General features: G+C 60.3%; 18 protein-coding genes and 1 tRNA gene. 5 read left to right on the top strand and 14 right to left on the bottom strand.

Annotation, left to right across the window (positions count from 1 at the left end; translation table 11 throughout):
- Nucleotides 1–376 precede the first annotated feature (376 nt).
- The 4 genes from ACNJYD_RS02690 to ACNJYD_RS02675 all read right to left on the bottom strand — a co-directional run bounded on the left by ACNJYD_RS02690 (nucleotide 377) and on the right by ACNJYD_RS02675 (nucleotide 4,642).
- Entirely contained in the window at nucleotides 377–1,585 is a 1,209-nt protein-coding gene (locus ACNJYD_RS02690) for a GAF domain-containing sensor histidine kinase (RefSeq protein ID WP_439365258.1), read from the bottom strand.
- Between the two features lie 871 nt (nucleotides 1,586–2,456).
- Nucleotides 2,457–3,122: a hypothetical protein gene (locus ACNJYD_RS02685; RefSeq protein ID WP_439365257.1), complete on the bottom strand. Its 666-nt coding sequence runs from the start codon at nucleotides 3,120–3,122 to the stop codon at nucleotides 2,457–2,459.
- Between the two features lie 413 nt (nucleotides 3,123–3,535).
- Nucleotides 3,536–3,733, bottom strand: a complete 198-nt coding sequence (locus ACNJYD_RS02680) for a helix-turn-helix transcriptional regulator (protein WP_439365256.1) — start codon at nucleotides 3,731–3,733, stop codon at nucleotides 3,536–3,538.
- Nucleotides 3,734–3,868: 135 nt separating this feature from the next.
- Entirely contained in the window at nucleotides 3,869–4,642 is a 774-nt protein-coding gene (locus tag ACNJYD_RS02675; RefSeq protein ID WP_439365255.1) for a hypothetical protein, read from the bottom strand.
- Between the two features lie 370 nt (nucleotides 4,643–5,012).
- Here ACNJYD_RS02675 and ACNJYD_RS02670 point away from each other — a divergent pair, with 370 nt between their 5' ends.
- From ACNJYD_RS02670 to ACNJYD_RS02660, 3 genes are all read left to right on the top strand, one after another.
- A complete protein-coding gene (locus tag ACNJYD_RS02670) occupies nucleotides 5,013–5,456 on the top strand; it encodes a DUF2924 domain-containing protein (protein WP_439365254.1) in 444 nt (147 codons plus the stop codon).
- 134 nt (nucleotides 5,457–5,590) lie between these two features.
- Entirely contained in the window at nucleotides 5,591–6,832 is a 1,242-nt protein-coding gene (locus tag ACNJYD_RS02665) for a recombinase family protein (protein WP_439365253.1), read from the top strand.
- Nucleotides 6,829–7,263 (top strand): hypothetical protein, encoded by a 435-nt coding sequence (locus ACNJYD_RS02660; RefSeq protein ID WP_439365252.1) that lies wholly within the window; start codon nucleotides 6,829–6,831, stop codon nucleotides 7,261–7,263. Before ACNJYD_RS02665 ends, ACNJYD_RS02660 begins: the two co-directional genes overlap by 4 nt.
- 543 nt (nucleotides 7,264–7,806) lie before the next feature.
- Here ACNJYD_RS02660 and ACNJYD_RS02655 read toward each other — a convergent pair.
- The 5 genes from ACNJYD_RS02655 to ACNJYD_RS02635 all read right to left on the bottom strand — a co-directional run bounded on the left by ACNJYD_RS02655 (nucleotide 7,807) and on the right by ACNJYD_RS02635 (nucleotide 14,466).
- Nucleotides 7,807–10,617, bottom strand: coding sequence for a hypothetical protein (locus tag ACNJYD_RS02655; protein WP_439365251.1), 2,811 nt, complete (start codon nucleotides 10,615–10,617; stop codon nucleotides 7,807–7,809).
- On the bottom strand, nucleotides 10,592–11,392 hold the full coding sequence (locus ACNJYD_RS02650; RefSeq protein WP_439365250.1) for a PP2C family serine/threonine-protein phosphatase: 801 nt from the start codon (nucleotides 11,390–11,392) through the stop codon (nucleotides 10,592–10,594). The genes ACNJYD_RS02655 and ACNJYD_RS02650 overlap by 26 nt, the downstream gene beginning before the upstream one ends.
- Complete coding sequence (locus ACNJYD_RS02645; protein ID WP_439365249.1) at nucleotides 11,389–12,072, bottom strand: vWA domain-containing protein; 684 nt, start codon at nucleotides 12,070–12,072, stop codon at nucleotides 11,389–11,391. The genes ACNJYD_RS02650 and ACNJYD_RS02645 overlap by 4 nt, the downstream gene beginning before the upstream one ends.
- Before the next feature lie 210 nt (nucleotides 12,073–12,282).
- Nucleotides 12,283–13,965 carry a DNA recombination protein RmuC gene (gene rmuC / locus ACNJYD_RS02640; protein ID WP_439365248.1) on the bottom strand — a complete coding sequence of 561 codons (1,683 nt, stop codon included), beginning with the start codon at nucleotides 13,963–13,965 and terminating at the stop codon, nucleotides 12,283–12,285.
- Nucleotides 13,966–14,376: 411 nt separating this feature from the next.
- Nucleotides 14,377–14,466 (bottom strand) — tRNA-Ser (locus tag ACNJYD_RS02635).
- Nucleotides 14,467–14,659: 193 nt separating this feature from the next.
- Here ACNJYD_RS02635 and ACNJYD_RS02630 point away from each other — a divergent pair.
- A complete protein-coding gene (locus tag ACNJYD_RS02630; protein WP_172788248.1) occupies nucleotides 14,660–15,001 on the top strand; it encodes a hypothetical protein in 342 nt (113 codons plus the stop codon).
- A gap of 51 nt (nucleotides 15,002–15,052) precedes the next feature.
- Here ACNJYD_RS02630 and ACNJYD_RS02625 read toward each other — a convergent pair whose 3' ends face one another.
- From ACNJYD_RS02625 to ACNJYD_RS02615, 3 genes are all read right to left on the bottom strand, one after another.
- Complete coding sequence (locus ACNJYD_RS02625) at nucleotides 15,053–16,516, bottom strand: trehalose-6-phosphate synthase (RefSeq protein WP_439365247.1); 1,464 nt, start codon at nucleotides 16,514–16,516, stop codon at nucleotides 15,053–15,055.
- 242 nt (nucleotides 16,517–16,758) lie between these two features.
- Nucleotides 16,759–17,580, bottom strand: coding sequence for a trehalose-phosphatase (gene otsB / locus ACNJYD_RS02620; protein ID WP_172788246.1), 822 nt, complete (start codon nucleotides 17,578–17,580; stop codon nucleotides 16,759–16,761).
- A 4-nt stretch (nucleotides 17,581–17,584) separates the two neighbouring features.
- The gene (locus ACNJYD_RS02615) at nucleotides 17,585–19,069 is read right to left on the bottom strand and encodes an MFS transporter (protein WP_439365246.1); all 1,485 of its coding nucleotides are present in this window, start codon (nucleotides 19,067–19,069) and stop codon (nucleotides 17,585–17,587) included.
- 181 nt (nucleotides 19,070–19,250) lie between these two features.
- On the opposite strand from ACNJYD_RS02615, the gene ACNJYD_RS02610 reads away from it, so the two are divergent.
- Nucleotides 19,251–19,631: a DUF3175 domain-containing protein gene (locus ACNJYD_RS02610; RefSeq protein WP_439365245.1), complete on the top strand. Its 381-nt coding sequence runs from the start codon at nucleotides 19,251–19,253 to the stop codon at nucleotides 19,629–19,631.
- Nucleotides 19,632–19,748: 117 nt separating this feature from the next.
- On the opposite strand, the gene ACNJYD_RS02605 is transcribed toward ACNJYD_RS02610, so the two are convergent.
- The gene (locus tag ACNJYD_RS02605) at nucleotides 19,749–21,797 is read right to left on the bottom strand and encodes a methyl-accepting chemotaxis protein (RefSeq protein WP_439365244.1); all 2,049 of its coding nucleotides are present in this window, start codon (nucleotides 21,795–21,797) and stop codon (nucleotides 19,749–19,751) included.
- Nucleotides 21,798–21,956: 159 nt separating this feature from the next.
- A complete protein-coding gene (locus ACNJYD_RS02600; RefSeq protein ID WP_439365243.1) occupies nucleotides 21,957–23,996 on the bottom strand; it encodes a methyl-accepting chemotaxis protein in 2,040 nt (679 codons plus the stop codon).
- Between the last annotated feature and the right edge of the window lie 114 nt (nucleotides 23,997–24,110).

Genomic DNA, 24,110 nt, shown 5'->3' with positions numbered 1-24,110 from the left:
GAGGGACCCGTGAAACAAAAAAGGCCGACCGCGATGAAGCAATCCACCGGCTGGACAGCAGCGTTAGGGGAGCACACATACACTAAGGGCATGGCGCGTACCAGGCATGGTAGCACACCGCCGAGGCGGCTCTCCCGGCCGGTTCTGTCTCACTAGCCACCTGTCGTGAATGGCGTGGCATGGGCAGCTTGTGACCCTGGCTGCGTAAAAACGCGAACAGTCGAAAGCCGGCTAGAATAACGTTCTTTTGTTCGCCATTTCGCTTGAAATTGCTTGCGAGCATGAGCGCTACATCGGCCTTCACTTGTCCTATCGCATTCGACCGTGGGGCGTTTTCACACAGCCAAGACCCGACGCGGAAGTGTCTGATGAACGCTCACTGTTCTGAAACGAGAACGGCTGGACTTTCATCGCTTCTGTCGGCCGGCGCGGCAAAGGCTGCGGTGAAGATCGTGCTATCTTCGGTCGACGTGGCAAAGATCCGTCCGCCATGCGCCCTTGCAATTTCCTGTGCGATGTAGAGCCCCAGTCCCAGTCCCTTCTGGTTAGGGACAACGTCACCTCGCTGAAACGCGGTGAAAAGATGCGGCAGCGCTTGCGCGGGGATCGGCGGTCCTTTGTTGATCACCTGGATCTCAAACCCCGCGTCGCTGGATCTTGCAACAACTCTGATGGGCTCATCGGGCGCGCCATAGGTAATCGCGTTCCCGATCAGATTGGACAACATCTGACCCAATCGGCCCGCGTCGACGTCTATCGCCGCCGGTGCGTCAACATCCGACAAAATGCGGCGCTCGGAGTGAACGCTTTCGAACTCGGAAACGATCTGCTTGATGATGGGTTCCAAGTGCTGGCGTCTGGAGCTCAGTTGCATCCCGGCGCCCATGCGGAAGCGGGCGAAATCCATGACATTGTCTATCAAGACCGCCATCCGATTCACGCTGCCCTGCAAGAGTGCAATCCAATTCTTGCCTTCCTGATCGACCTTCTTGTTCAGGAGCCGCAAGCCGCCCTGGATCGAGGCAAGCGGATTTCTGAGATCATGGCCGAGGACGGCGATGAATTGCTCACGAAGCTCCGCGTTCTTCCGTTCCGCGGCAAGCTTGCTCTCGGTTAACTCCACCCGTTCGGCTGCGTCGAGATGAGCCGCGATCAGCTCAGCAAACAGCTTGAACATGCCGACGACTTCAGGGGTATTTAGCTTGCGCGGTTTCGGGTCGATCGCGCAGAGCGTCCCGAAGAATGAACCATCGGGAAGAATAATCGGCACCGAGATATAGCTCTGAAAGCCGTACTGGGCCGGAGTGTGGTGATTGCAGTATTCTGCGGCCTCGCTGACATGGTCGATAACCACGGCCTCGCGGCTCTGGCGAATTTCGTGGCAAATCGTGCTCTCGACCTTCAGCTCGTCACCCGGTTTCAGCCCAAAGGCAAGGTCGTCTCGCGATGCACAGGTGATCCATCTGTCCTCGGTGACGCGGGCAACCGCGGTGAACCCCATGCCTGTGGTCCGACTTACCACGTCAAGTATGGTCGGTACGGCGGCAATTCCGCTGATTTTGGCGATGTCGCGTGCGAATTCCATTCGCCCCCCGCAACCGGAACTCTTTATCCCGGTCTGAACGGCCCTTTTAGACTAACTGTAATTACCTGTCTGCATGCGAAAGGAAGCAACCAAGCAACCGCTGTTGGCCCAACGCCGCCGTGGATCGGGGTGACCAGTGAGGGCAGCTTTTGGCCCTTAGCTGGCCTTACGGAGACACCGGCGCTAGGTCTGGCGCGGGTTGGAAATCGGACCTCCCATACACCGTCCCCGAGAAAGCGGATGCAGTCCCCATAATGACTAACATCCATTGATTTGGATCAAGTGGGACAAACGTGTGGCGGCGCCGAGTAACGGCGATCTCCGAGTACCGACGTTACGATGACGCGCGATCGACCATGGATAGAGCAGGCGCTCGTTTGGGCCTTGGCCGCGGCCGGATTGCTCGCCGTACTCTCCATGGCCCTATGAGCCTTGCTGAAAGCAGCGGCGGGAGTGGCGCCCAGTTACTAACATGCGAGAGCCCAGCATAGCAGGGGGGCTTATCCGCCTTGAAACTGCACGCCGGACGACCCGTGACAACAGCTAGGATCTTTGATTTCGTCTCGCGATCTTGCCGAATGTTCGGTGGTGAAGGTTTGTTGCGGAGGACATAGGCGAGCTATCCCGGTGCATTCGCATCGAGATGCTTCCCATGTCCTCAGCGATCATGCTCGGCGGAGCCAGGCCCGTCGCTATCGGACCCTGCACTGCCGATGGGGGACGTGCAGGTCGCGTCTACTTACGGCACCGCTCATCGCGCCGGCAGCCACCCTCACGCTTGAGGCCGGGTATACCTTAGCTGCATCCCACGGTAGGTATCATCGTCGACGCCGCCGCCGTTAACCGACCAGCACCAACGAACTCACGAGATTTACTGAACTTTGGCACTCTTGAGCGTTGTCAGAAGATCCGCGAACCTTTCTCTCATCCGCGCACGGTGCGCCTCATCGTATTCCGCTAGAGCTTCAGCCCTTAGTAGCGTCCGTAGCCGAACGACCCGGCTCTGAACTTTGTACGCATCCTCAAGGGCGATACGACGCCATATCGTCGGGTCGGGGCGCCATTGGGTGACATACGCCCGCCCATCCTGTCCCGCTCCAACTTCACCCCTGAGCCACCTGCGATATGATGACGACAGGCACCAAATCGGCACGTCTTCTAAGGTGTCGAAATAGTCCTCTCCGCTCGCCTCAACTCCAAGCTCATTTTGGGGTGAAGACGGTCGCCCCAGCATCATCCTTGCGATAATTGCGAGTAAATCTGAGCGAAGTCGGTGGTCCTTCTTGGCAGTATGGTCACAAAGCTGCTGGAGCTCGGCCACGTAGTTCTCAATCGCTTCCCTCTCTGGGAGGCTCAAGAGCGAGCTGCGGGGCAAGGTTGGAAGGTTCTGATGAAACTTCCCGTCCTTTTCCGATCGCTGCTCGACCATCTTGACTAAGTCGAGCCGCAAGGCGACCCATCCCGGCAAGGACGGCATCTGAGGTAGTTCCCGCACGTCTGGCAGCACCAGCGGCTCCGGAATGACCATTGAATCCATGCCGTCTTTCCAATGCGTTCAGAATCCAATTCCGCCAGGTTGCCGACCAATCGCGCTTCATTGCGCCGGCACCGGACTTAGCGGTCCAATAGTTTGCGAACTTCTCGGCTTCCAGTTGTGTGCGTTCGTTGGTGAGACCGCGCTCTTTGGCGAATCGAAAATCATCTGAAGCCGGAAACCAGTTCGGAGGCAGGCGGCACCCCCGCGCTTGCTTTTGTTTTCGGCTAGGCTGCACTCGCCTGCTGGTCCGTTCGAGTGCAGCAACGAATTGTACTGCACCCTCGACCGAGCCCCCGCGCTCGAAGTAGGCCTCCAGCTCTTGTGCGATCGGCGTCAGCGCCGGAGGGGAGCTTCCGGCTGTAAAGAGGTCGGCGTCTTCATGATCGGTTATCATGGTCGGCGGCTACGATCGCCTACCCTGCCCGACGGTGCCCCTCAGTCCATTCCACAAGATCCTGCCGCCGATACCGAACGGCGCGTCCGAGCTTAATGAACGAAGGGCCAGTGCCGATCCGCCGCCAGGCCTGCAAAGTTCGAAAGGAGATCGAAAGCAAGCGCGCGGCCTGCTTCTCATTCATCAGGGCAATATCGCCGGGTTCAGCTGCAGTCATCCGAGCCTCCAGAGCGCGATTGTGTACGTCTCAGCGCGAGGAGTAATGGGGTAGGAGTGCCGGAGCCAATCCACTTCACGTCCGGATTGGCCAGTTCGGTACGCGGCGGCGTCCGGATTGGCGAATCCAGTCTTGTCAGCGCACGTCGCCAGCCTCTATCAACGCTTCACGAAGCCGGTCGGAGATGGTCTTCGCGGCGAGCGGCTTGCACTTAGGAAATTGATTCGTCCTAGCCTGATTGACGGCGACCTCGATTTTTCTCGCCGTGTTCAGCACCTGTCCTTCTAAGTTCGGAAACCGTTCCCAGAAGTCCTGTGCAATCGCCAGGATCAGCTTCCGCTGGGCGGAGCCCGTTTCTTTCCTGGCCTGCCAACCCTTGGCCCTGTTCTTCCTTGAAGTCTCGCCGTCAATTGCTAGCTCGTTCAGTTCTCCAGCCGCGGAGTGGAGGTGGTAGACGTACATTGCCCGGAATATATCGCTCAACTCATCATCATTGAATTTCGTGTGCAGACGGGTGATCGCGTGCAAAAGCTCGGCCGCGAGGCGATCTACTGTCAAAGGCTCGGTCGAGTCTTGTGCAATGCCGAACCAGAGGTCTTCGTCGGCCACTATCCCGTACTCGTCAGGATCATATCCCCAGTCGCGCTCGATCGGGATGACCTCCGTTTTATCTGTGGGCAAGTCCTTTGCATCCAAGTGAGCGCGTAGCCGATCAGCAAGAGCCGCTAACGCTTCCTTCCCGTTAGGGCGGAATATCCGCTTATGCAACGTGGGCTTGGTGTCCCGAACATCCATATCCCTCAGGAAACCTCTGCTCCTGTAGCTGACGATCACCTCTCCGTCTTCTTCCAAATAGGAAAGCTCTTTCACCTGCTCGAGGGGAACTGCGTTCTCCTCTTTCTTTGCCATGGCCATCCTCTCGGTGATTCGCGTGATAGGTCGCAATTAAAAGCATGTAGTCGTCGCCAATACAGCAAATTCCCCAATCATCCACTGCGCCCGAATGCGACGAAACGCGTTTAAGGCCCATCAACTGCGGAAATTCAAAAACAGCCTGGCATGGGCTCGCCGACGAATGCACTTTCCCGGACATGCAGTCGAAGGCAGATCATCGCAATCGGGACGATTTGGCAGAAGTGGCAGCCATTTTGGCAGCCGGCCTTCTGCGTGTTCTCGACCGGAAGTCCAGTCGAAATTTGGCCCGTGCGGCTAATTCTCCGCTCGACTGTGACGGGCGGTCTGAGGGTGATGTGGTCCGACAAGTCCAGGAAGTTACCCCGTGAAAGCGTCCGTTTTATCGCAATTGGCGGCCCTAAAAGGCGCCCCCGCCCCCGTTCTCAAGGCCCGCTGGCGCGAACTCTTCGATAGTGAGCCGCCCGCCTATAACCGCCGGTTTTTGGAGAGCCGGCTGGCCTACCGCATTCAGGAATTGGCCTATGGAGGCCTGAGCCGGGAAACCACCGAACGGCTCAAGGCTATGGCTGAGCAATATGCCCATCAGAAGCCGGCGGACCGCAAGGCCCGCCCCCCTCTCCGCCCCGTTTCCGGGACCAAGCTGGTCCGCGAATGGGAGGGTGTGGAGCACTGCGTCACCGTTCGCCACGATGACTTCGAATATCTCGGCCGCCCCTACAAGTCCCTGTCTTCGGTGGCCCGCCAGATCACTGGCACAAATTGGAATGGTTGGGTCTTCTTCGGCTTGAAAAAGTCGGCTGGCAAATGAGCTCCCGCAAAACGCAAAAGGGCCGAGCTTCCTTATTCACTAACTCCCTTGAGAGCGCAGCCCCAGGGCGCCCCGACGTCCGTAAGGTCCGTTGCGCCGTCTATACCCGCAAGTCCAGCGAGGAAGGCCTCGATATGGACTTCAACTCGCTCGACGCTCAGAGGGAGTCTTGTGAGGCTTACATCGTGAGCCAGCGAGCGGAGGGCTGGATAGCGATTTCAGAGCGCTACGATGATGGCGGGTTCTCAGGCGGTACCCTCGAGCGACCTGCCCTTAAGCGGCTTGTCGCTGCGGTCCAAGCCGGCAAGTTAGACGTCATTGTCGTCTACAAGATCGACCGGCTGTCGCGGTCGATGCTCGACTTCCTCAACCTTGTGGAGCTCTTTGAACGGTATGGGGTGACGTTCGTCTCGGTCACCCAATCGTTCAATACCAAAGATGCCATGGGCCGCATGGCCCTCAACATCCTCGTGACTTTTGCCCAATTCGAGCGCGAGCTGATCGGAGAGCGCATTCGCGACAAGGTTGCGGCCTCTCGCAAGCGTGGCAAATGGATGGGCGGGTGGACGCCGCTCGGTTATGAAGTCCGCGACCGCAAGCTGCTCGTCCATGAGGCCGATGCCGAGCGTGTTCGGTCCATTTTTCGGCGCTTCGTACAGCTCAAGTCCGCGACCCTGCTGGCCCGCGAGCTCGTTGCGGCCGACGAACGAACGCGATACGGACAGCTCCTGGACAAGGGGGTGCTGTATAAGATCCTTCACAACCGGGTCTATCTCGGCGAGGCCGTTCATAAGGGCACCTCGTATCCGGGTGAGCACCAAGCGATCATCGATCAGAAGCTCTGGGATCAGGTCCATGCCATCCTCAAGGAGAGCCCGCGCAAGCGCGCCAACAACAGCCGGGCACAATCCCCTGCCCTGCTGAAGGGTCTGTTGTTCGGTCCGGATGATGCAGCGATGTCGCCAACCCACACCCGGAAGTCGGGCAGGCTTTACCGCTATTACATCAGCCAGACCGCGATGAAGCAGGGTAGATCGGACTGTCCTGTCAAGTTGATCCCCGCCGCTGAATTAGAGAAAATCATTATCGATCAGGTCCGGCGGTTGCTGCAGGCCCCTGAAGTCATCGTTCAGACATGGCGTGCTCTCCGCAGGCAATCCGCGGAGGTCAGCGAAGCGGAGGTGCGGAGCGCCCTGCTTGGCTTTGACGATCTTTGGGAGGAGCTGTTTCCGGCAGAACAGGCACGGATCGTCGCATTGCTCGTCGAGCGCATCGACATCCATGCCGAACGAATGGACATTACTTTGAAGATCCAAGGCCTTACATCGCTCTCCTCCGAATTGCAGCCTCAGCCCTTCCAGCAGGCCGCCGAATGAACCGCCCGACCACCCTCACACTCGGCCCTATCGGTCAACCCAAGCTTAGCCGCGACGGCAGAACCATGGTCGTGAGCATCCCGTTTTCATTTCGGCGATCGGGTGGACGCAAGCGCGTGGTCACACCTTCCAATGCTGATGCTTGGGCGCCTGCCAAACCGCAGGTGGACAGCACGCTCATCAAGGCGGTGGTTCGGGCCCATCGCTGGCGCAACATGCTCGAGTCCAACATGTTCAGCACGGTGCGCGACCTCGCCAAGGCGGAGAAGATCAACGAGTCTTATCTTTCCCGCGTGCTTCGGCTGACGTTGCTCTCGCCGACCATCACCGAAGCCATCCTGAATGGCGTGCAGCCCGAAGGCCTCGAGCTAGCGCAGCTGTTTAAATCGATCCCATCCGAGTGGGACAAACAAGAAGCCACATTTCGTTAGCAACAGCATTTAGGCCTACCGGTTCTTGAGGGGACAGGTAGCCACCAAAGTTAGAGGCGCGGAATTCGCTAATCGAATGTTATGGAAATTTTACTCCGTAGATAACAGCTCTGCGACCAAAGCTTACAAGTCCAAGCGCTCAGCCGACTCGCGAGGTACGAAGCTCAATACCCCTGCCCGAAACTCTTATCCTAGCGGCGAACTCTAGGTTCGAACAGGTCCTAGTTAATGCTTAGCTGTAAGCATCGCTGCTATCGCAAGGAGAAGCACGAAGCCAGCGATTAGAAGGAGTATTTTGCGCCTGAGAGAGCGCTCTGTATCAAATCGCTGACCGCAAGTTGGACAGAGTGTTCGCAGACCGAAATAGGTTCTCCCGGAAGGGAGTTTGCCGCCGGCAATAACGGCCAAGACCACTAATAAGATCGTTGGTGGCGCACCGAATAAACCCGCTACGCTTGTCCCAGTCCTGACGTTTCTACGGACGCCCTGCCCTTTTGCTAAAGACGCTCCACAATGATAGCAGCCCGCCATGCCTGAACCTCACTATCTACATCGATAGTATGTTGCATTACCCTTAGCGCTCGACCAAGACAGCGCTGCCCCAGAAACAGTGAAACTAATTGTTGCTGGCCACCTATCCGCACCAACCTGACAATGGCCTCGCACCGTCCAGCCAGATCGACTGGGAAGGAAAGCGTCGAACGTGCAGACGCCTCCCTCCGTTCGAGCCTCTTGAGCCGAGATCGTAAGCTGAGTGCCCTGCGTACATGCCGCATCAGTAGCCCAGCCGCCCAGAAATGAGCGATTACGGGCGATTGCCTGAGGCGATTGCAACGCTTGAGTTGTCATCGGGTCCAAACGGCTGTCGGGCGGCAAGTGATTGACGATCTTAAATTCCCGCAATGCGCTGAGCGCGGTGGGGGTCCAGGAGGACTCAATGGACGCGGTAAACCCCAGGTCCTTCAGCCGACCAATCGCAGGATCGGGCATGGCGGTGTTCAGGACCGTTTGGGCGACGCCGAGGTTGGAATCAGTTGGTGGCTGCGGCGGAGGTTTAACCTCACGGGGTGGATCGAGCGGCGGCGCCACCAAGGGAGCAACTGCCGCCTCTATGGTGCTCTTTTGCGGCTCCTGCGGAAGACGCTCGGCTCGCGGCGGGGCAAGTTGCACCGAACTCCCAACCTGAGGCGTTACCGTGGGTTGCGCAGTTATCTTACCAGGAACACTCACGTTGGGCGGACTGCTGCTTGTGCCGGTCGCGAAATTCGGAGCCGCTGAAGGCGCGCTCGCCGACGATCGGGATGGGGGAGGTGTTGACGTTACCGAGGCGGCCCTCGGGCCACTGCTATTTGCACCGGCGACGATGAATGCAGCGAAGCACGCCACTCCAAACACCCAACGTCGAGCAGCGACGTCACCAAACACCCGCACCTTTTCGTCGGCTTCGGCTTGCTTGAATTCAATCCAGATCGCTCGCGCTCGATTGGTAAGATCGGTCCGCGACCGCCCGATTTCTGCCGCAGCCGTCCTGATAGCGATCAAATCGGCCTTCAACGCAGTCTCAAGATTAATGCGCCTTTGGGCAATGTCGGACTTCACTTGAGCGATATCGCTGGGATTAACCGGCTGACCTGGATTGAAGACAAAGCGTCGCTCAAGATCGGAACGCCATGACAGCAGAAGTCCAGCCGTCGCAGGTCCGAAGCCTGGAATTTGCTCGATGCGTTGCCGTGAGATATCTGCCGCGGTATCAATCCCGTGCGACCGCAACGTCGCTTTCCTCGCACTGCCGACGCTCTTAATTTTCGCGTTTACGAGGCTAAACCGCTCGAGAAAATACTTTAGTTGCAACTCCCGCTGCTTGCGAGATAAATCCGCTAATCGCCGTGCTTCTTCATTGGGGAGATCGTTGTATTCGCGAATTCTCAGCTCGGATTGTCGTCTTGCTTCGTTGAAGCGCGATGCATCTCCCTCCGATCTATAGCGCTGATCTACCTGATCCCAAGCTTGCTTGAGCTGATGCGAGCGAGGCCCATTGGCATGCAGTTGCTTCGGATTTTTAAGCGCAAAGTATGCGGCCGCAGCGAGGGCCCCTACGCCAAGCAAGGGGGGAACATACCCCAGCCTCAGAAGGACCGCCGCCGCAACGCCGCCAAGTGTTGCAGTCAAAAATTGTCCCCAGGAAGCATCGAGCGCACCTTTGTTTTGAACACTCGGTGCGCTCTGAACGGCCGGCATTGCAGAATATAGTGCCGGTGCGGTTCCCGGATCACTCACCCCACGGATCGCAGCGATGAGCTGTCCGAGATCCAGTGGGGTCGTCGGATTGATATTGATCGGGGATGGAAATGCAACGAAGCCCGGAATGGCCTTTTCGAGCGCGCACCATGGGCAGTTTGGTGCCGACGAGAAATAAAAGTGGGCCGCCGACGCGGTGCACTTAACGAGCTGCGTCTCAGCCCGCTGTAAAAGCGAGATCCAGTCAGCCGGCTTAGGTCGGCCGTTATTTGCTCCGCCTGGCCCGAAGCAGGCTTCAAATGCGGTCGCCAGCTCCCGTGGGACATAGGAGAGCGTCGGTGCGAATGGTGGAGGCTCGGTTTGAGTGCGGGACTTATCCGACGAGTACGCAAATCGGTACTCAGCTATCGCCCGCTCTTCAGGCATGTCGCCGCGACCAAGATATCGACCAGAAAATGGATGGCGCCCAAGAAACAGCAAACTGAAGATTGCCACGCCCAATCCAAATGCGTCGTGGTTGGGCGTCCGATTTATATTCTCAAGCGACTTCCCTTGTAACTCTGGAGGTGTGTAGTCCGGTACGCCCACCGAACAATAGAAAATCCTCCCGTCCTTTGAGAACTGAAATGAGTCGCAGTCGATGAGAGTCGCGGTAGCGTCGGCGCCAACCAGAATACCAGAGTGATTTAGATCGCCTACAACGCAGCCGGTCGAATGCACCGCGGCAACCGCTCGTGCGATATTCAAGGCTGTTCGAAGTAACAACCGGTAGTCTGCGTTCGGAAACTCATTCCGCCGACTTGCAGGCGAGTACAACTGGTGAACCGGCTTTTGCTTCCCGATGCGCCGCATCGTGAACCCAGCGAACGTGCCAGCCCCTTCATATAATGGAGAAAGGGGGAATGCCGCGTTGGATACTTGGGTCTGTATCCCACTAGCGACCATAGCGGCGATCTTTTGCTGCCGCTCCCGTGCCTTATCGGGGTGGTAAATTTTAGCTACAAGGTCCGGCTCGCCGACTATCTCGAAGACAGCCCCTTCGCCGCCGCGCCCCAACAGCTTACCCAGTGGGATCGCCTTCCTCTGCTGATCAAATATGCTCTTGAGGCGCGACATTGCGGAATCGACGTGCGAGCAGGAGGGTTTTGTCGTCATCAGTCCTGTCGCAAACCGACGGACTATTCAGATAATTGCAGAGATGTCGCGACAACTTTCGATTCTTCCCGGTCACGCCGGACCTGAAGCCGGAGAACATTTGGTTGAAGAAAGGCGAGAACGCACTGCGCGTTGAGAAATTTAAGACGAGATGCTCAATGCCGTCCGTGAAGACAGCTAACTCAGACACGGAGCCCTCAATATCATTCAATTGAAATGAAGGCTCGGGATCGTCCGTTACAAAGTAGGTCGTCGATGCATATTCCCCGTGAGAGGGCCAGCTACCAACGATCCATTCTTCGGAATCGGTCCTGCGATAGACAGCTGCCCCATCGCCAACATGTAGAACTTTGGCGGCGCCATTCCCAATTATGCAGCCAACTAATGTCGCGGCAAAGTCGCGCGGAGCAAGCTCTGCAGCCCTCGAAGTGATCTCAATACGTCCGCGCATGTCGTCGAGCCAATCGCTCGCGATCTCGCGAGACAGACCTCCCAAGGTTCCACCTTCCTCCAGGTAGCACCTTACGCTTCGGCAAAAGGACCGGACTATAATGCGAGAACCAATAGAGGATCGCGGGGCGGATCCCGCCCCATCGGAACAGACCGCGAGTAGCGCGGATTCATTTTTGCCGCGGACAAATAGGCATGCCCCCGCGTCGTCGCAGCCCCGATGAACCCGAAGATGCGAAGTACCCGTTGCGCTCGCAGAAACCCATGCCCAGTCAGGTCCAGTCATCCCGCCGTGGCCCACCCGTCAGGAGCAGTGGGATTCTGAAGGGGCACTTGATCGCCTGGATTAGACTTGGAGACGGATGAAAGCGAGGCCGAGAGCCACTGGAAGAATTCTTTGAACTGAAGACCCTTCAGTTTCAGAGGCTCGCGAGTCGCAATCCTGCGCAAAGTGCCGAAGTCAGCACCTTCCACGCCCACGGCATAAAACATGAAGGATTTCGCCGCCTCTCCCTCGTGGACTAGCTGAGTAGCCCGGCTTACAGAGTCAGTCGGCGAGCCATCGGTGATCAAAAAGACCCAAGGGCGATAATGCTTGACGCCGGCAGAACGGTAAGTGGCCTTCCTTTCCCTCAGCATGTCGAGGGCGCGCTCAATAGCCTCCCCCATCGGAGTGGCGCCCGCGCTTTCGATCCGTGGCGGATAAAAATTATGAACTGTTGCGAAGTCCGATTGCACTTGGACAGGCCCGAAGGTGATGACTGCCACTTCAACCCTCTTGGCCGCCAGGCTGTCCGCCGACAGTTCATCCCGAAACGCTTGAAGGCCATCGTTGAGTTGCTGGATAGGAGCACCGCTCATTGACCCAGAATTGTCGAGAACGAGGATGACCGGGCAACGATTTTCGGGATTTTCCACGAATTCGGTTGCATTGAACGGCTGTTGTGCAAAATCGGCTTCTGACATGCTTGCCCCTCGGAACTCTCAAAGGAAAAAACGATCTCAATCTAGCGTATCGCGCTTTACAGCTAAAAGAAGTACCCTGGCCTGTTTCTTCGACTAAGTGAGGAGACAGACTTCGTGACGCTCCGCTCACATCGCTACTGCCGTCGAGGGCTAAGCTTCTCCTCTGTGGCTCGGCTCTAATAAGCGAGGACAGCGGGTTTAAAAGCGGCGTTATCCAACGGTCGGCCCCGCATTCGTAAGCGCTGACGGCACTTCGATCTCGCTGGAAATAAGGATGTTATCCTTGAGCAGCTCGCTATCCTCCTCCTCGATTGATAGAGTTACCCCCAGCAGGTTCGCTGCTGTTGGCTCATCGGGCGCCGATTCCACCGATGTCAGCGTGCGGTTTACTGCTCGCGTGCGCGTTTTTAGTTCGTCCACAGATCTCGACGCCGTTCCAAGCTGGTTTGATATCTTCTGAACAATCTTGTCATAGCGGCCAAATTCTGTGCGAACCGCACCCAACACCTGCCATACTTCGCTTGAGCGCTTTTCTATAGCAAGGGTTTTGAAGCCCATCTGCAGGGCGCTTAGGAGCGCGGCAAATGTGGTGGGACTTGCCAGAGTTACTCGATACGTTTTCTGTAGATACTCTAAGAGCCCTGGCTGTCGCAACAGCTCTGCGTACAGACTTTCGGTGGGAATGAACAACAAAGCGAAGTCGGTTGTGCGCGGCGGGTTGATATACTTCTCGCAAATTTCCTTAGCAGACGAACGAATTCGATTTTCCAATTGCTTGCGATAGAGAGCAACTGCTTCAGAGTCTCCAGCTTCGGATGCCGCAACTAAGTTGTCATAGTCCTCGCGGGGAAACTTCGCATCGACAGGGAGAAGAACTGTTCCACCGGCATCTTTTCCGGGCAGCTTGATGGCAAATTCGACACGCTCTCCTGTGTTATCTCGCACGGCAGCATTCTTCACGTACTGCTCGGCGGAAAGGAACTCTTCCAGCAAGAGTTCTAGCTGCACTTCACCATACGTTCCGCGGACCTTAACGTTCGTGAGTACTTTTTGCAGATCGCCGACATTTGCAGCGAGGCGCTTCATCTCTCCAATGCCCTCATGAAGCGATTTCAGTTGTTCGACCACTCGCGTGAAGGATTCTCCGAGCCGGGTTTCAAGAGTTGTTTGTAGTCGTTCGTCAACGGTTTGGCGCATTTCGTCAAGCTTTGCCGAGTTCTCCTGACGTATCGCGTCGAGCCGCGCTTCTACACCGGTCCTTAATCGGTCAGTCGCGAGCTCCTGCTTCTCGACTAGAACATTCAACGCAGAGGTGTTTGCGTTAAGTCGCTCTTTTTGTTGCTCACTTGCCTGGGCGAGTGCGTCAGTCACTGTCAGTTTGAGCCGGTGAAAACTCGAATCGATCTCACCTTTCAGACTTTGGGATGCCGCGCTCTGCTTGACGATCGCGTCATCAAGCTTCGCTTCGATGGTGCTCCTAAGCGCGTCGCGGTGGGTGGAGGCTTCAAGTGCGCTCGTTCTAAGATCGTCGTTCAGCTTTTGAGCGATGACATCTACTCGCTTTTCAAGAGCGCCGATGCCAGTGTCGAGTCTCGCGCCAAATGCGGCGAAGCTTGTCTCTGCGCGACTACCGAGCCCGTTGAAAGAGCTTAAGATAAGCTCTTGAAACTTTATCAGCCCGGAGCTGAGTTCGCTTCGGGCGCGCCCGGAATTGTCGTCGAAGGTACGCCGTAAAACCTCACACTCGCTTCTAATTAACGCGGACAGTACTTCCGGTGTCAAAAAAGGTTGGGAAGCAATTTTTCCGATTTGTATGAAAGCGGCAATAGATGACACCGCGGCGATTAGGGCGAGAACTGCCGCGCCCGCGCTTAAGTACAAAGTTTGATCCATCCCGCCCCCCGGCGACTTACAGCTCAGGTTAACCCACTGCTGGTTGCAATCACAATAGACCGCGCGGGAAAAAGTTGCAGATCGACGAGTTAGCTGAAGCAACCCTCGGGAGGCAGAAACCATCACCGCTTCGGCGTCTAAGTTGCTAGGAGCGTCGAAATTTTGCGCCTGCGTCCCTCTCGCGTCAGCGAGAGGGATACAAACCGCCGCGCAGCCAAGCCGCTGATTTTCGGAGAAATGCCGTACTAGACTGATTTTGCGGGTTCAAAGATTCGGAGAAAATTCGGTTCTCCGGATGCATTCAGGCCCTTGTAAGAGGACCGCTGGGAGTTCTCCGTCCGCGGGAATGCAGGAAAACAGCCGAATTTCTGGCCTGTCTGCAGCGCCAAGTACGACCTGTTTCTGATCGGGTGGCGGAGAGAGTGGGATTCGAACCCACGGTACGGTTTCCCGCACACACGCTTTCCAAGCGTGCGCCTTAAGCCACTCGGCCATCTCTCCGGAGCGCCCTCTCTTGAAGGGGCGCCGACGATTTTGCAAGGGATCGGGGGATAAATCAGGTGATTTTCCGCAACTTATTGTATTTACAGCACAATATGAGGCTCGATACGTGCCGGACGGGCCTGCCGGCTGAACCACGGGCGGCCCTGGCGCGACGATTCACGGCAAGCCGCCAAACACGACCGGGGAGGCCATGACCATCACCAAGACCATCGCCGCCTTGAGCCTGATTTCGGTCCTCGGCTCCGCTCTTGCCACGCCGGCCCTGGCTGAGGTCTGCACCCGGCAGGGCGTCGACGTCAGCTGCGACGACGGCCGGCGCGGGGTGCTTTCGGGCGATTCCATCCTCTGGCCGGACGGCACGCGCTCGAGCTCGACGCCGCATCAGAGCGTGATCATCGGCAACAAGAGCTCCGTGCATGTCGGGCCCGGCGTGTTCGTCGGCCAGGGCAAGGGCGTGGTGCCGCTGGACGATCCGAACGCGCCGAACAAGCGGCAATGCGCGATCCTGGATGGCGTGTCGTATTGCTATTGAGGTTGCCGTTTTCACCTCTCCCCGCTTGTGGGGAGAGGGAGACGAGCTAGTCTAGATCAACCGCACGCCTGAGATCGCCGACTTCAGCCAGCGCAGCGCCTGCGGCGGCTGGGCTGCGAGCGGGGCCACGGCCGCCTTCTCGGTGCGGCACTTCTCGAGCTCGGCGACGAAATCGGCGGACCATTGCTGGATGGTGTGGCCGCGCAGCTTCTTCATCATCGCGTCCCAGCGCATCTTGCGCTCGGTGAGCGGCATGGATGCGGCGATCGCGATCGCGCGGGCCATGCCGTCGATGTCGTGCGGATTGACCAGCAGCGCGGCGTCGAGCTCGTTGGCGGCGCCAGCGAACTTCGACAGCACCAGCACGCCGGGATCGGCGGGGTTTTGCGCGGCGACATATTCCTTGGCGACGAGGTTCATGCCGTCGTGCAGCGGCGTCACCACGCCGATCTGCGCGGTGCGGTAGAGACCCGCGAGCACGGCCTGGCTGAAGCCTTTGTTCAGATAGCGGATCGGCGTCCAATCGACCTCGCCGTGGCGGCCATTGACGTCGGAGACGAGACGCGCGACCTCGTTCTGAAGATTGCCATAGGCCTCGATGCCGCCGCGCGAGGGGTTGGCGATCTGGAGCAGCGAGATGCTGCGCGCAAACTGCGGCTGCTCGGTCCAGAGCCGGTCGAATGCGCTGATGCGGTTGACGAGACCCTTGGAATAATCGAGCCGGTCGACACCGATCGCGAGGCGCTCGCCGTTGAGGCTGCGGCGCAGCCGCGACACGTCCGGATGCGCGGCCGACTTCGTGGCATAGGCCGCGAACTTCTCCGCATCGATGCCGATCGGGAAGACTTCGCAGCGCGTGCGACCGTGCTGCGAGATCACGACACCGTCCTCGATGGTGAGGCCGAGCTCGCCGCCGACATAAGAGAGGAAGTTCTGCCGATCTTCCTCGGTCTGGAAACCGAGCAGATCGTACGCCAGCATCGCCGTGATCAGCTCGCGATGGTTGGGCACGCCCTGGATCACTGCGGCGACGGGCCATGGCGTATGCAGGAAGAAGCCGATGGGATCGTCGACGCGGAGCTCGCGCAGCTCGGCGCCGAGCGCGAGGAAATGATAGTCCTGCACCCAGAACGCAGTCCGGGCCTTGCGGAACCGCATCAAGGCGCGCGCCATGAAGGCGTTCACCTCGCGATAGCTGACATAATCCTCGCGCGAGACGCGAATGAGATCGCTGCGCGAATGCAACGCCGGCCACAGCGCTGAATTGGCGAAGCCTTCGTAATAACCGCCGTAATGCGCCGCCGGCAGATCCAGCGTTGCGATCGCGCCTGTCCCGAGCGCCTCGATCTCGGCGAACGGTTCCTTCTGATGGCCATCACGCACCCGGCCGGAGGAACCGACCCAGATCGCACCAGAATGTTCCACCACGGGAAGCAAAGCCGCCGCAAGGCCGCCCGTCATGGGCTCATTGGGTTTGCCGCGGGCGACGCGATTTGAAACGACGATCAAGTTCACAGGTCGTCCCCTCCTGTTCATTCCGCCCCATTTAACTGCCGTTCATCAATATGGTTCCTGATCATCGTTTCAACCAATTGAAACCAAAATCGGGCGTGCGCGTTGGAACTGGTTTTCCTCACGGAACCCGGGAATATCGCTGCAAAGACAGCGTTTCCGGCCCGATTGCGCAGCATGCATCGCGGCGCGCAATGGCGCCGCGATGAAAGCCTTTATGTCTGCGAGATGGCGCTGCCTTGGTTTCACCTGGGATCGAGCAGGTGCGCCAGGAACGCACGCACATCCGCCGGCGCATCGAAGTGGCCATTCACACCCATGGCGCGGCGGCCGACCGAGAACGCAAGCCCGTCCATGTCGGGCATGATCGCGAACACGGTCTCGTCCGTGACGTCATCACCGATGAATAGCGGACGACGTCCTTTGAACGGCGCGTGCTTCATCAATTCGCGCACGCCGCTCGCCTTGGTGAATCCGGAATGCTTGATCTCGCAGACGAACTTGCCGGGCAGCACCTCGATCGGTGCACTCGGCAGATCGGCCCGGATCAGCGAGACGGATTCGTAGATCGCCTTCTCCGCATGCGGCGCCAGGCGGTAATGCAGCGCGAGCGAATAGCCCTTGTCCTCGAGCAGGATTCCGGGGCTGAGCTTGGCAATGGCGGCCAGCCGGCGCTTCAGCTCCTTGTCGAGCGGCGGCGCGTGCAGGGCATCGGCTTCACTGTCCACCGCCAGCCGCATCTCCGCGCCGTGGCCAGCGACGGCGCGGAATACATCGGGCGCGAAGATCAGGTCGATGTCGTTGAGCGAGCGGCCGCTGACCAGCGCCAGCGCCCCGGAGGTGCGCTCGGTCAGATGCTTCAGTGTTTCCGACAGGCCCGGTGGCACCCACACCTCGCGCGGCGTCGGCATCAGCTCGAGCAGCGTACCGTCGATGTCGAGCAGAATGGCGATTTCATCGAGATGCGGCACCAACGCATGCGGCACTGGCACCGTTTCCGGCGTCTCGTCGTCATCAGGTGTGGTGAGCTTCTGGTCCAACGCCATTTCCGCAAGTTCCGATTTCATCAGTCTACTCCATAAAGGCGAGCGGCCGCGCGATATGTTCGAGCGATTTGCGCTCGGCGGCGACGGCATAGCGCCACGCCACGATCGCGGCCGCGATCATCAGGACGGCGCCCAGCAGATAGCCGGCGAACACGCTGGTGCGCGATCCCGTGTCGATCAGCGCGCCGAACAGCGCCGGCCCGATCACGCCACCGATGCCGGTGCCGACCGCATAGAACACTGCGATCGCCAGCGCGCGAACCTCCAGCGGAAACGTCTCGCTGACGGTGAGATAGGCCGCGCTCGCGGCGGGCGATGCGAAGAAGAAGATCACCATCCAGGCGATGGTCTGCCCCTGCGCGCTCAGCACGCCGATCGAGAACAGATAGCCCGACAGCGCCAGCAGCACGCCCGATGCGCCATAGGTGAACATGATCATGGTGCGGCGGCCGAGCGTATCGAACAGGCGGCCGAGCAGCAGCGGCCCGAGGAAATTGCCGGCCGCGAAGGGCAGCAAGTACCAGCCGACGTGATCGGCGCTGATGCCGTAGAAATCGGTCAGCACCAGCGCGAAGGTGAAGAAGATGGCGTTGTAGAAGAACGCCTGCGCGCTCATCAGCGCGAGGCCGACCAGGGCGCGCTGGCGGTAGACCGAGAACAAGGTGTGGACGACCTCGGCGATCGGCGTGTGATCGCGCATTCTCAGGCGGATCTTCGGGAAGCGACCCTCGCCCGTGTCCTGGCCATGCCCGGTCACCGAGCGTTCGATCTCGTCGACGATGGCGTGGGCCTCGTCGGGACGGCCGTGGATCATCAGCCAGCGCGGGCTCTCCGGAATCCACATCCGCATCAGGAGCACGACGAGGCCGAGGATTGCGCCGATCAGATAAGCGAGGCGCCAGCCGAGATCGGGGCCGATAACAGCGGGATCGAGCAGCACGATGGCGGCGACCGCGCCCATCGCAGCGCCGACCCAGAAGCTGCCGTTGATCACGAGATCGGTCCAGCCGCGATAGCGCGCGGGCACCAGCTCCTGGATCGTCGAGTTGATCGCGGTGTACTCGCCGCCGATGCCGGCACCGGTGAGGAAGCGGAACAGCGCGTAGCTCGCGACATCCCACGACAGCGCGGTTGCGGCCGTTGCCGAAAGATAGAGCGCGAGCGTGATGAAGAACAGCTTCTTGCGGCCGATGCGATCGGTCAGCCAGCCGAAGCCGAGCGCACCGAGCACGGCGCCGGCGAGATAGGCGGAGTTGGCGATGCCGAGATCGAGATTGGAGAAATGCAGCGACGGGCTCTGCTTCAGCGCGCCGGAGAGCGCGCCCGCCAGCGTCACCTCGAGACCGTCGAGAATCCAGGTGATGCCCAGCGCGAGCACGACGCGCGTGTGAAATCCGCTCCACGGCAGCGCATCGAGCCGCGCGGGAATGCTGGTCTCGACGATGCGGTCGGTCGCGGCCGCCGGGACGACGGGTGCATAGTTCAGCGCTGGGCTTTGCTGCAATTCCATCGGGTTGCTGCGTCTGATCAATGGAAGCGACCCCGTTTCACACGACGTGGACGGGGTCGATCCGATCATCGGGGTGCGGCAATCTGCCTGCCACCTGCGACAACGTTCGCGATGAGGCCGGGTTCCCGCGGAACGCCCGGGGGCACCGCTCGTTTCCGCTGGAGCCGCAAGGAGTTGGCGCATGGCTCAGGTCAGAAAGACGACACATTCTCGAAACAGCGGCCCGCGCAAGACGGCCCGCAAGGCAAGCACCCGGCGTAGCGCGGCCGCGCCCAAGAGCACGAAACGCGCCACAAGGCGCTGGTCGCAACGCGTGACAGAGATGAGCGATGCGCTCGACCTCAAGCAAGGGGTGTTCAAGCTCACGAGCGCGAAGAGGATCGCGGCTTCGTTGAAGCGCTCGGCCGAGCACAGCTCGCGACGCAAGACCGGCGCCTATCGCTCGGCGCTGTCGATGCTGACCTTCTACATCAACCGCGCCGGCAAGACGCTGCCGAAGACGCAGCGCACGCGGCTGGAGCGCGCCAAGGTCGAGCTGAAGCGGGCGTTCGGAAGGGAGTGAAATTTGTAGGGTGGGTTAGATTAGGCGAAGCCGTAACCCACCGTTCCATTCCTGGCCGTGACATCAAAGGGTGGATTACGCTTCGCCAATCCCCCCTACGCGTTCTTTCCGCGGTCTTTAGGCCGCCCGGATATTGCCCATGAAGCGGTCGAGCTCGGCGCGGAGACGGGTGCTTTCGCTCGACAGCGTCTTGGCCGAGTTCAGCACCTCTTCCGAGGCCGAGCCGGTTTCGGCGGCGCCGCGGTTGACCTGGCCGATGTCGGTGGCCGCGGTCTGGGTGCCCTGCGCGACGGTCTGGACGCTGCGGGCGATCTCCTGGGTGGCGGCGCCCTGCTGCTCCACCGCGCTCGCGATCGAGGTCGAGATCGACGAGATCTGGCCGATCGTCGCGCCGATCTCCTTGATCGCAGCGACCGATTCGGCGGTCGCGCCCTGCATCCCTGCAATGTGCGAGGAGATCTCGTCGGTCGCCTTCGCGGTCTGGCTCGCCAGCGACTTCACCTCGCTCGCCACGACCGCGAAGCCGCGGCCGGCTTCACCGGCGCGGGCGGCCTCGATGGTGGCGTTGAGCGCAAGCAAATTGGTCTGCTCGGCGATCGCGGTGATCAGCTTGACCACCTCGCCGATCTGCTGGGCGGCATGCGACAGCTTGCCGATACGGCCGTCGGTCTCCTTGGCCTGCATGACGGCTGCCTCCGCGATGCGGCGGGAATCGCGCACCTGGCGGCCGATCTCCTCGACCGAGGCCGAGAGCTCTTCTGTTGCGGTCGCCACCGACTGCATGTTGGAGGAGGCCTGCTCGGAGACGCCGGCGACCTGGCTCGACAGGCTCTGGGTGGTCTCGGCGGTGCGGGTCAGCGTGGAGGCCGCCGATTCCAGCTGCACGGCCGAGGCCGAGACGTTGGAGACGATGGCGCCGACCGCGCTCTCGAAATCGTCGGCAAAGCGGATCAGCTCGGCGCGGCGGCTGGCGGCCTGCTCGCGGTTCTGCACTTCGCTCGCGGCGGCGTCGCGCTCGGCCTTGGCAACAGCCTGGATCTTGAACTCCTCGACCGCGCCGGCCATCTCGCCGATCTCGTCCTTGCGGCCCAAGCCGGGCAGCACGACGTCGAAATTGCCCGAGGCAAGCTCGCGCATCGCCTTGCACATCGCGATCATCGGCCGCGAGATGCCGTTGCCGAGCCACAAGGCCAGCACGATGCCGACAGCCAGCCCGCCGAGCGCCATCATCAGCATCAGCTGCTCGGTCTCTCCGATCGTCGCATTGGCGCTCGCCTCGATGCGTTGCTGGTCGGCGGTGAGATCCGAACGCAGCTCGGCCGAGAGCTTGAGGATGGTTGCCGCAGTCTTGGTCATCTCGCCGTTCAGCTTGACGACGACCTTCACGTTCTCGGTCAGCTTTGCGAACGAGGCGCGGTATTGCTTCAGGAGATCGCCGATCTCCTTGACGCGATCCGTGATCTTCTGGTCGTTCGCGTAGACGGAGACCAGCAATGTCTCGAGGAACTTGATGCGGGCGATCACGCCGTCAGCGGTCTTCGGCTCCGGCTTGGCCACGAAGGCGCTGACCGAGGTGGAGACTGCCAGATATTGCGAGGTAATGTCCTTAGCCGTGGTCTGCACCGAGGCGAGGCCCGCCAGCGCCGCGGTGTCGGCGAGATCGTCGAATTTGAATCGGATCTTGTTGCCGACACTGTTGAGCTCGTCGGCCGCGATCTTGCCGTTCTCGCGCGTCAGCGCGATGATCTCGCTGAAGACTTTCGTAAAGCTCTGGAATTCGGCCTCGAGCTTGCCGACCTGCTCACGGCGGGCCGCGCCGGTCGTCGCAGCCATCGACTTTGCGATCGCGTTCTTCAGATTCCCCTCGGCAGCCTTGGCTGCAGTCTCGTCATCCACGGCGCCGGTCAGGGTATAAGCTCGGGTCAGCCCCTGATAGGCGATCAGCTCGCGATCGACCGTCCGCGCCTGGTCGGCTTCCGCTACGCTGGTGCGGTAGGAGGCCACGGCGCCTGCGATCCGCTCGAAGCCGAAATAGGCGAACGCCATGCTGCCGGCGAGGATGGCGAGCACCGCCACGAAGCCGAGGATGATTTTTGCGCGAAAACGCAGCGTTGGCAGCTTCGATTGGCTCGACTTCGATTGGCTCGACTTGGACTTCACCGACATTCCCCCACCCCATTCCATTCGCGGAAAACCAGGCGCAGCCGGGAAGCAGCCCGCTTCCTGACTCGTGTGCACGGTAACCGGCAAAGGATAAGCTGCGGTAAATTTGTGGCGCCGCAACTGGCAGTTAGGTGGCGTAGGGATTTGTTAAGGCGCGCCTTCCTACGCCGCCCGAATATTTGCCATGAAGCGGTCGAGCTCGGCGCGGAGACGGGTGCTTTCGCTCGACAGCGTCTTGGCCGAGTTCAGCACCTCTTCCGAGGCCGAGCCGGTCTCGGCGGCGCCGCGGTTGACCTGGCCGATGTCGGTGGCCGCGGTCTGGGTGCCCTGGGCGACGGTCTGAACGCTGCGGGCGATCTCCTGGGTGGCGGCGCCCTGCTGCTCCACCGCGCTCGCGATCGAGGTCGAGATCGACGAGATCTGGCCGATCGTCGCGCCGATCTCCTTGATCGCGGCGACCGATTCGGCGGTCGCGCCCTGCATCCCTGCAATGTGCGAGGAGATCTCGTCGGTCGCCTTCGCGGTCTGGCTCGCCAGCGACTTCACCTCGCTCGCCACGACCGCGAAGCCGCGGCCGGCTTCACCGGCGCGGGCGGCCTCGATGGTGGCGTTGAGCGCAAGCAAATTGGTCTGCTCGGCGATCGCGGTGATCAGCTTGACCACCTCGCCGATCTGCTGGGCGGCATGCGACAGCTTGCCGATACGGCCGTCGGTCTCCTTGGCCTGCATGACGGCTGCCTCCGCGATGCGGCGGGAATCGCGCACCTGGCGGCCGATCTCCTCGACCGAGGCCGAGAGCTCTTCGGTCGCGGTCGCGACCGACTGCATGTTGGAGGAGGCCTGCTCGGAGACGCCGGCGACCTGGCTCGACAGGCTCTGGGTGGTCTCGGCGGTGCGGGTCAGCGTGGAGGCCGCCGATTCCAGCTGCACGGCCGAGGCCGAGACGTTGGAGACGATGGCGCCGACCGCGCTCTCGAAATCGTCGGCAAAGCGGATCAGCTCGGCGCGGCGGCTGGCGGCCTGCTCGCGGTTCTGCACTTCGCTCGCGGCGGCGTCGCGTTCGGCCTTGGCAACGGCCTGGATCTTGAATTCCTCGACCGCGCCGGCCATCTCGCCGATCTCGTCCTTGCGGCCCAAGCCGGGCAGCACGACGTCGAAATTGCCGGAGGCGAGCTCGCGCATCGCCTTGCACATCGCGATCATCGGCCGCGAGATGCCGGTGGCGAGCAGCAGGGCGAGGACCGCGCCGAGCAGCGTGCCGCCGACGGCCAGCATCAGCACCAGCTGCTCGGTCTGCCCGATGGTCGCCTCCGACTCCGAATCGAGCCGCTGCTGCTCGGCGACGAGGTCCGCCTTCATGGCGGTGGCTCCTTGCTGGATCGCACCAGCCGAGCCGCTCGTCTCGGTGACGAGGTCATCGACCAGCTTGGCGTTGGCGATGAGCTTCTCCAGCGCTTCGCGATAGGCTCCGAGAATGGTCTTGGCGTCCTTCAGGCCAGCGACGATCTTGTCGTCCATGGAATAGACGGCACCGAGCGAGTTCTCGACGAATTTGAGCCGTGCCAGCGCGCTGGTCGCGATCGCCTGGTCGGACGTCAGCACGAAATTGGTCGCCGCTGCGCTCGCAGTCTGGAACTGGGCGTTGACCTGCTTGGTGCCGAACTCGATCGCCTGCGCCTCGGAATCGGAGGCATTGTTGCCGATGTCGTCGAGCTTGTACTTCAGGAGATTGGCCTGGCGCTGCAGCTGGTTCTGCACCAGCAGCGCACTGTCGCGCTTGGCCTGCAGCACCTTGGCGAAGGTCGCGGAGAAATTGGAGAACTCCTTGGCGAGCTTGTTGAGGCTTTCCTGCCGCGCCGGCTTCTTGGCGCCCTTGACGGCCTGATCGACGGCGTTCTTCAGGCTGGCCTCGGCGTCGAGCGCCGCCTTGGCGTCGTCTTCCTTGCCGGTGACCACGAAATATTTGACGGCCGAACGATAGGCGAGCAGCTCGCGGTCGATGTTGCGGGCGAGATCGGCCTCCGACACGCTGCTGCGGTACGATCCGACCCCGGAGGCGACCCGCTCGAAGCCGAAATAGGAGAAGGCCATGCTGCCGGCGGAGATCACCAGCACGGCGGCGAAGCCGAGGATGATTTTTGCGCGGAACCTGAGGGTCGGAAAAAGTGCACGCTTCGACGGCGACGCGGTACGCCCGGACATTCCCAACCCCCAGCTCATGATCTTTCAGCATTCTGCGGTCCGGAAGCAGCCCGTTCCGAACCATGCGCAAAATTAGGGCAGAATCCTCAAGGGGTGGTAAATCCGTGCGGTCTG

It is taken from the genome of Bradyrhizobium sp. SPXBL-02, from assembly GCF_051853065.1.
GTDB lineage: Bacteria > Pseudomonadota > Alphaproteobacteria > Rhizobiales > Xanthobacteraceae > Bradyrhizobium.
The sequence above is the reverse complement of the archived record's forward strand: the minus strand, read 5'-3'. Positions and strand labels throughout refer to the sequence as shown.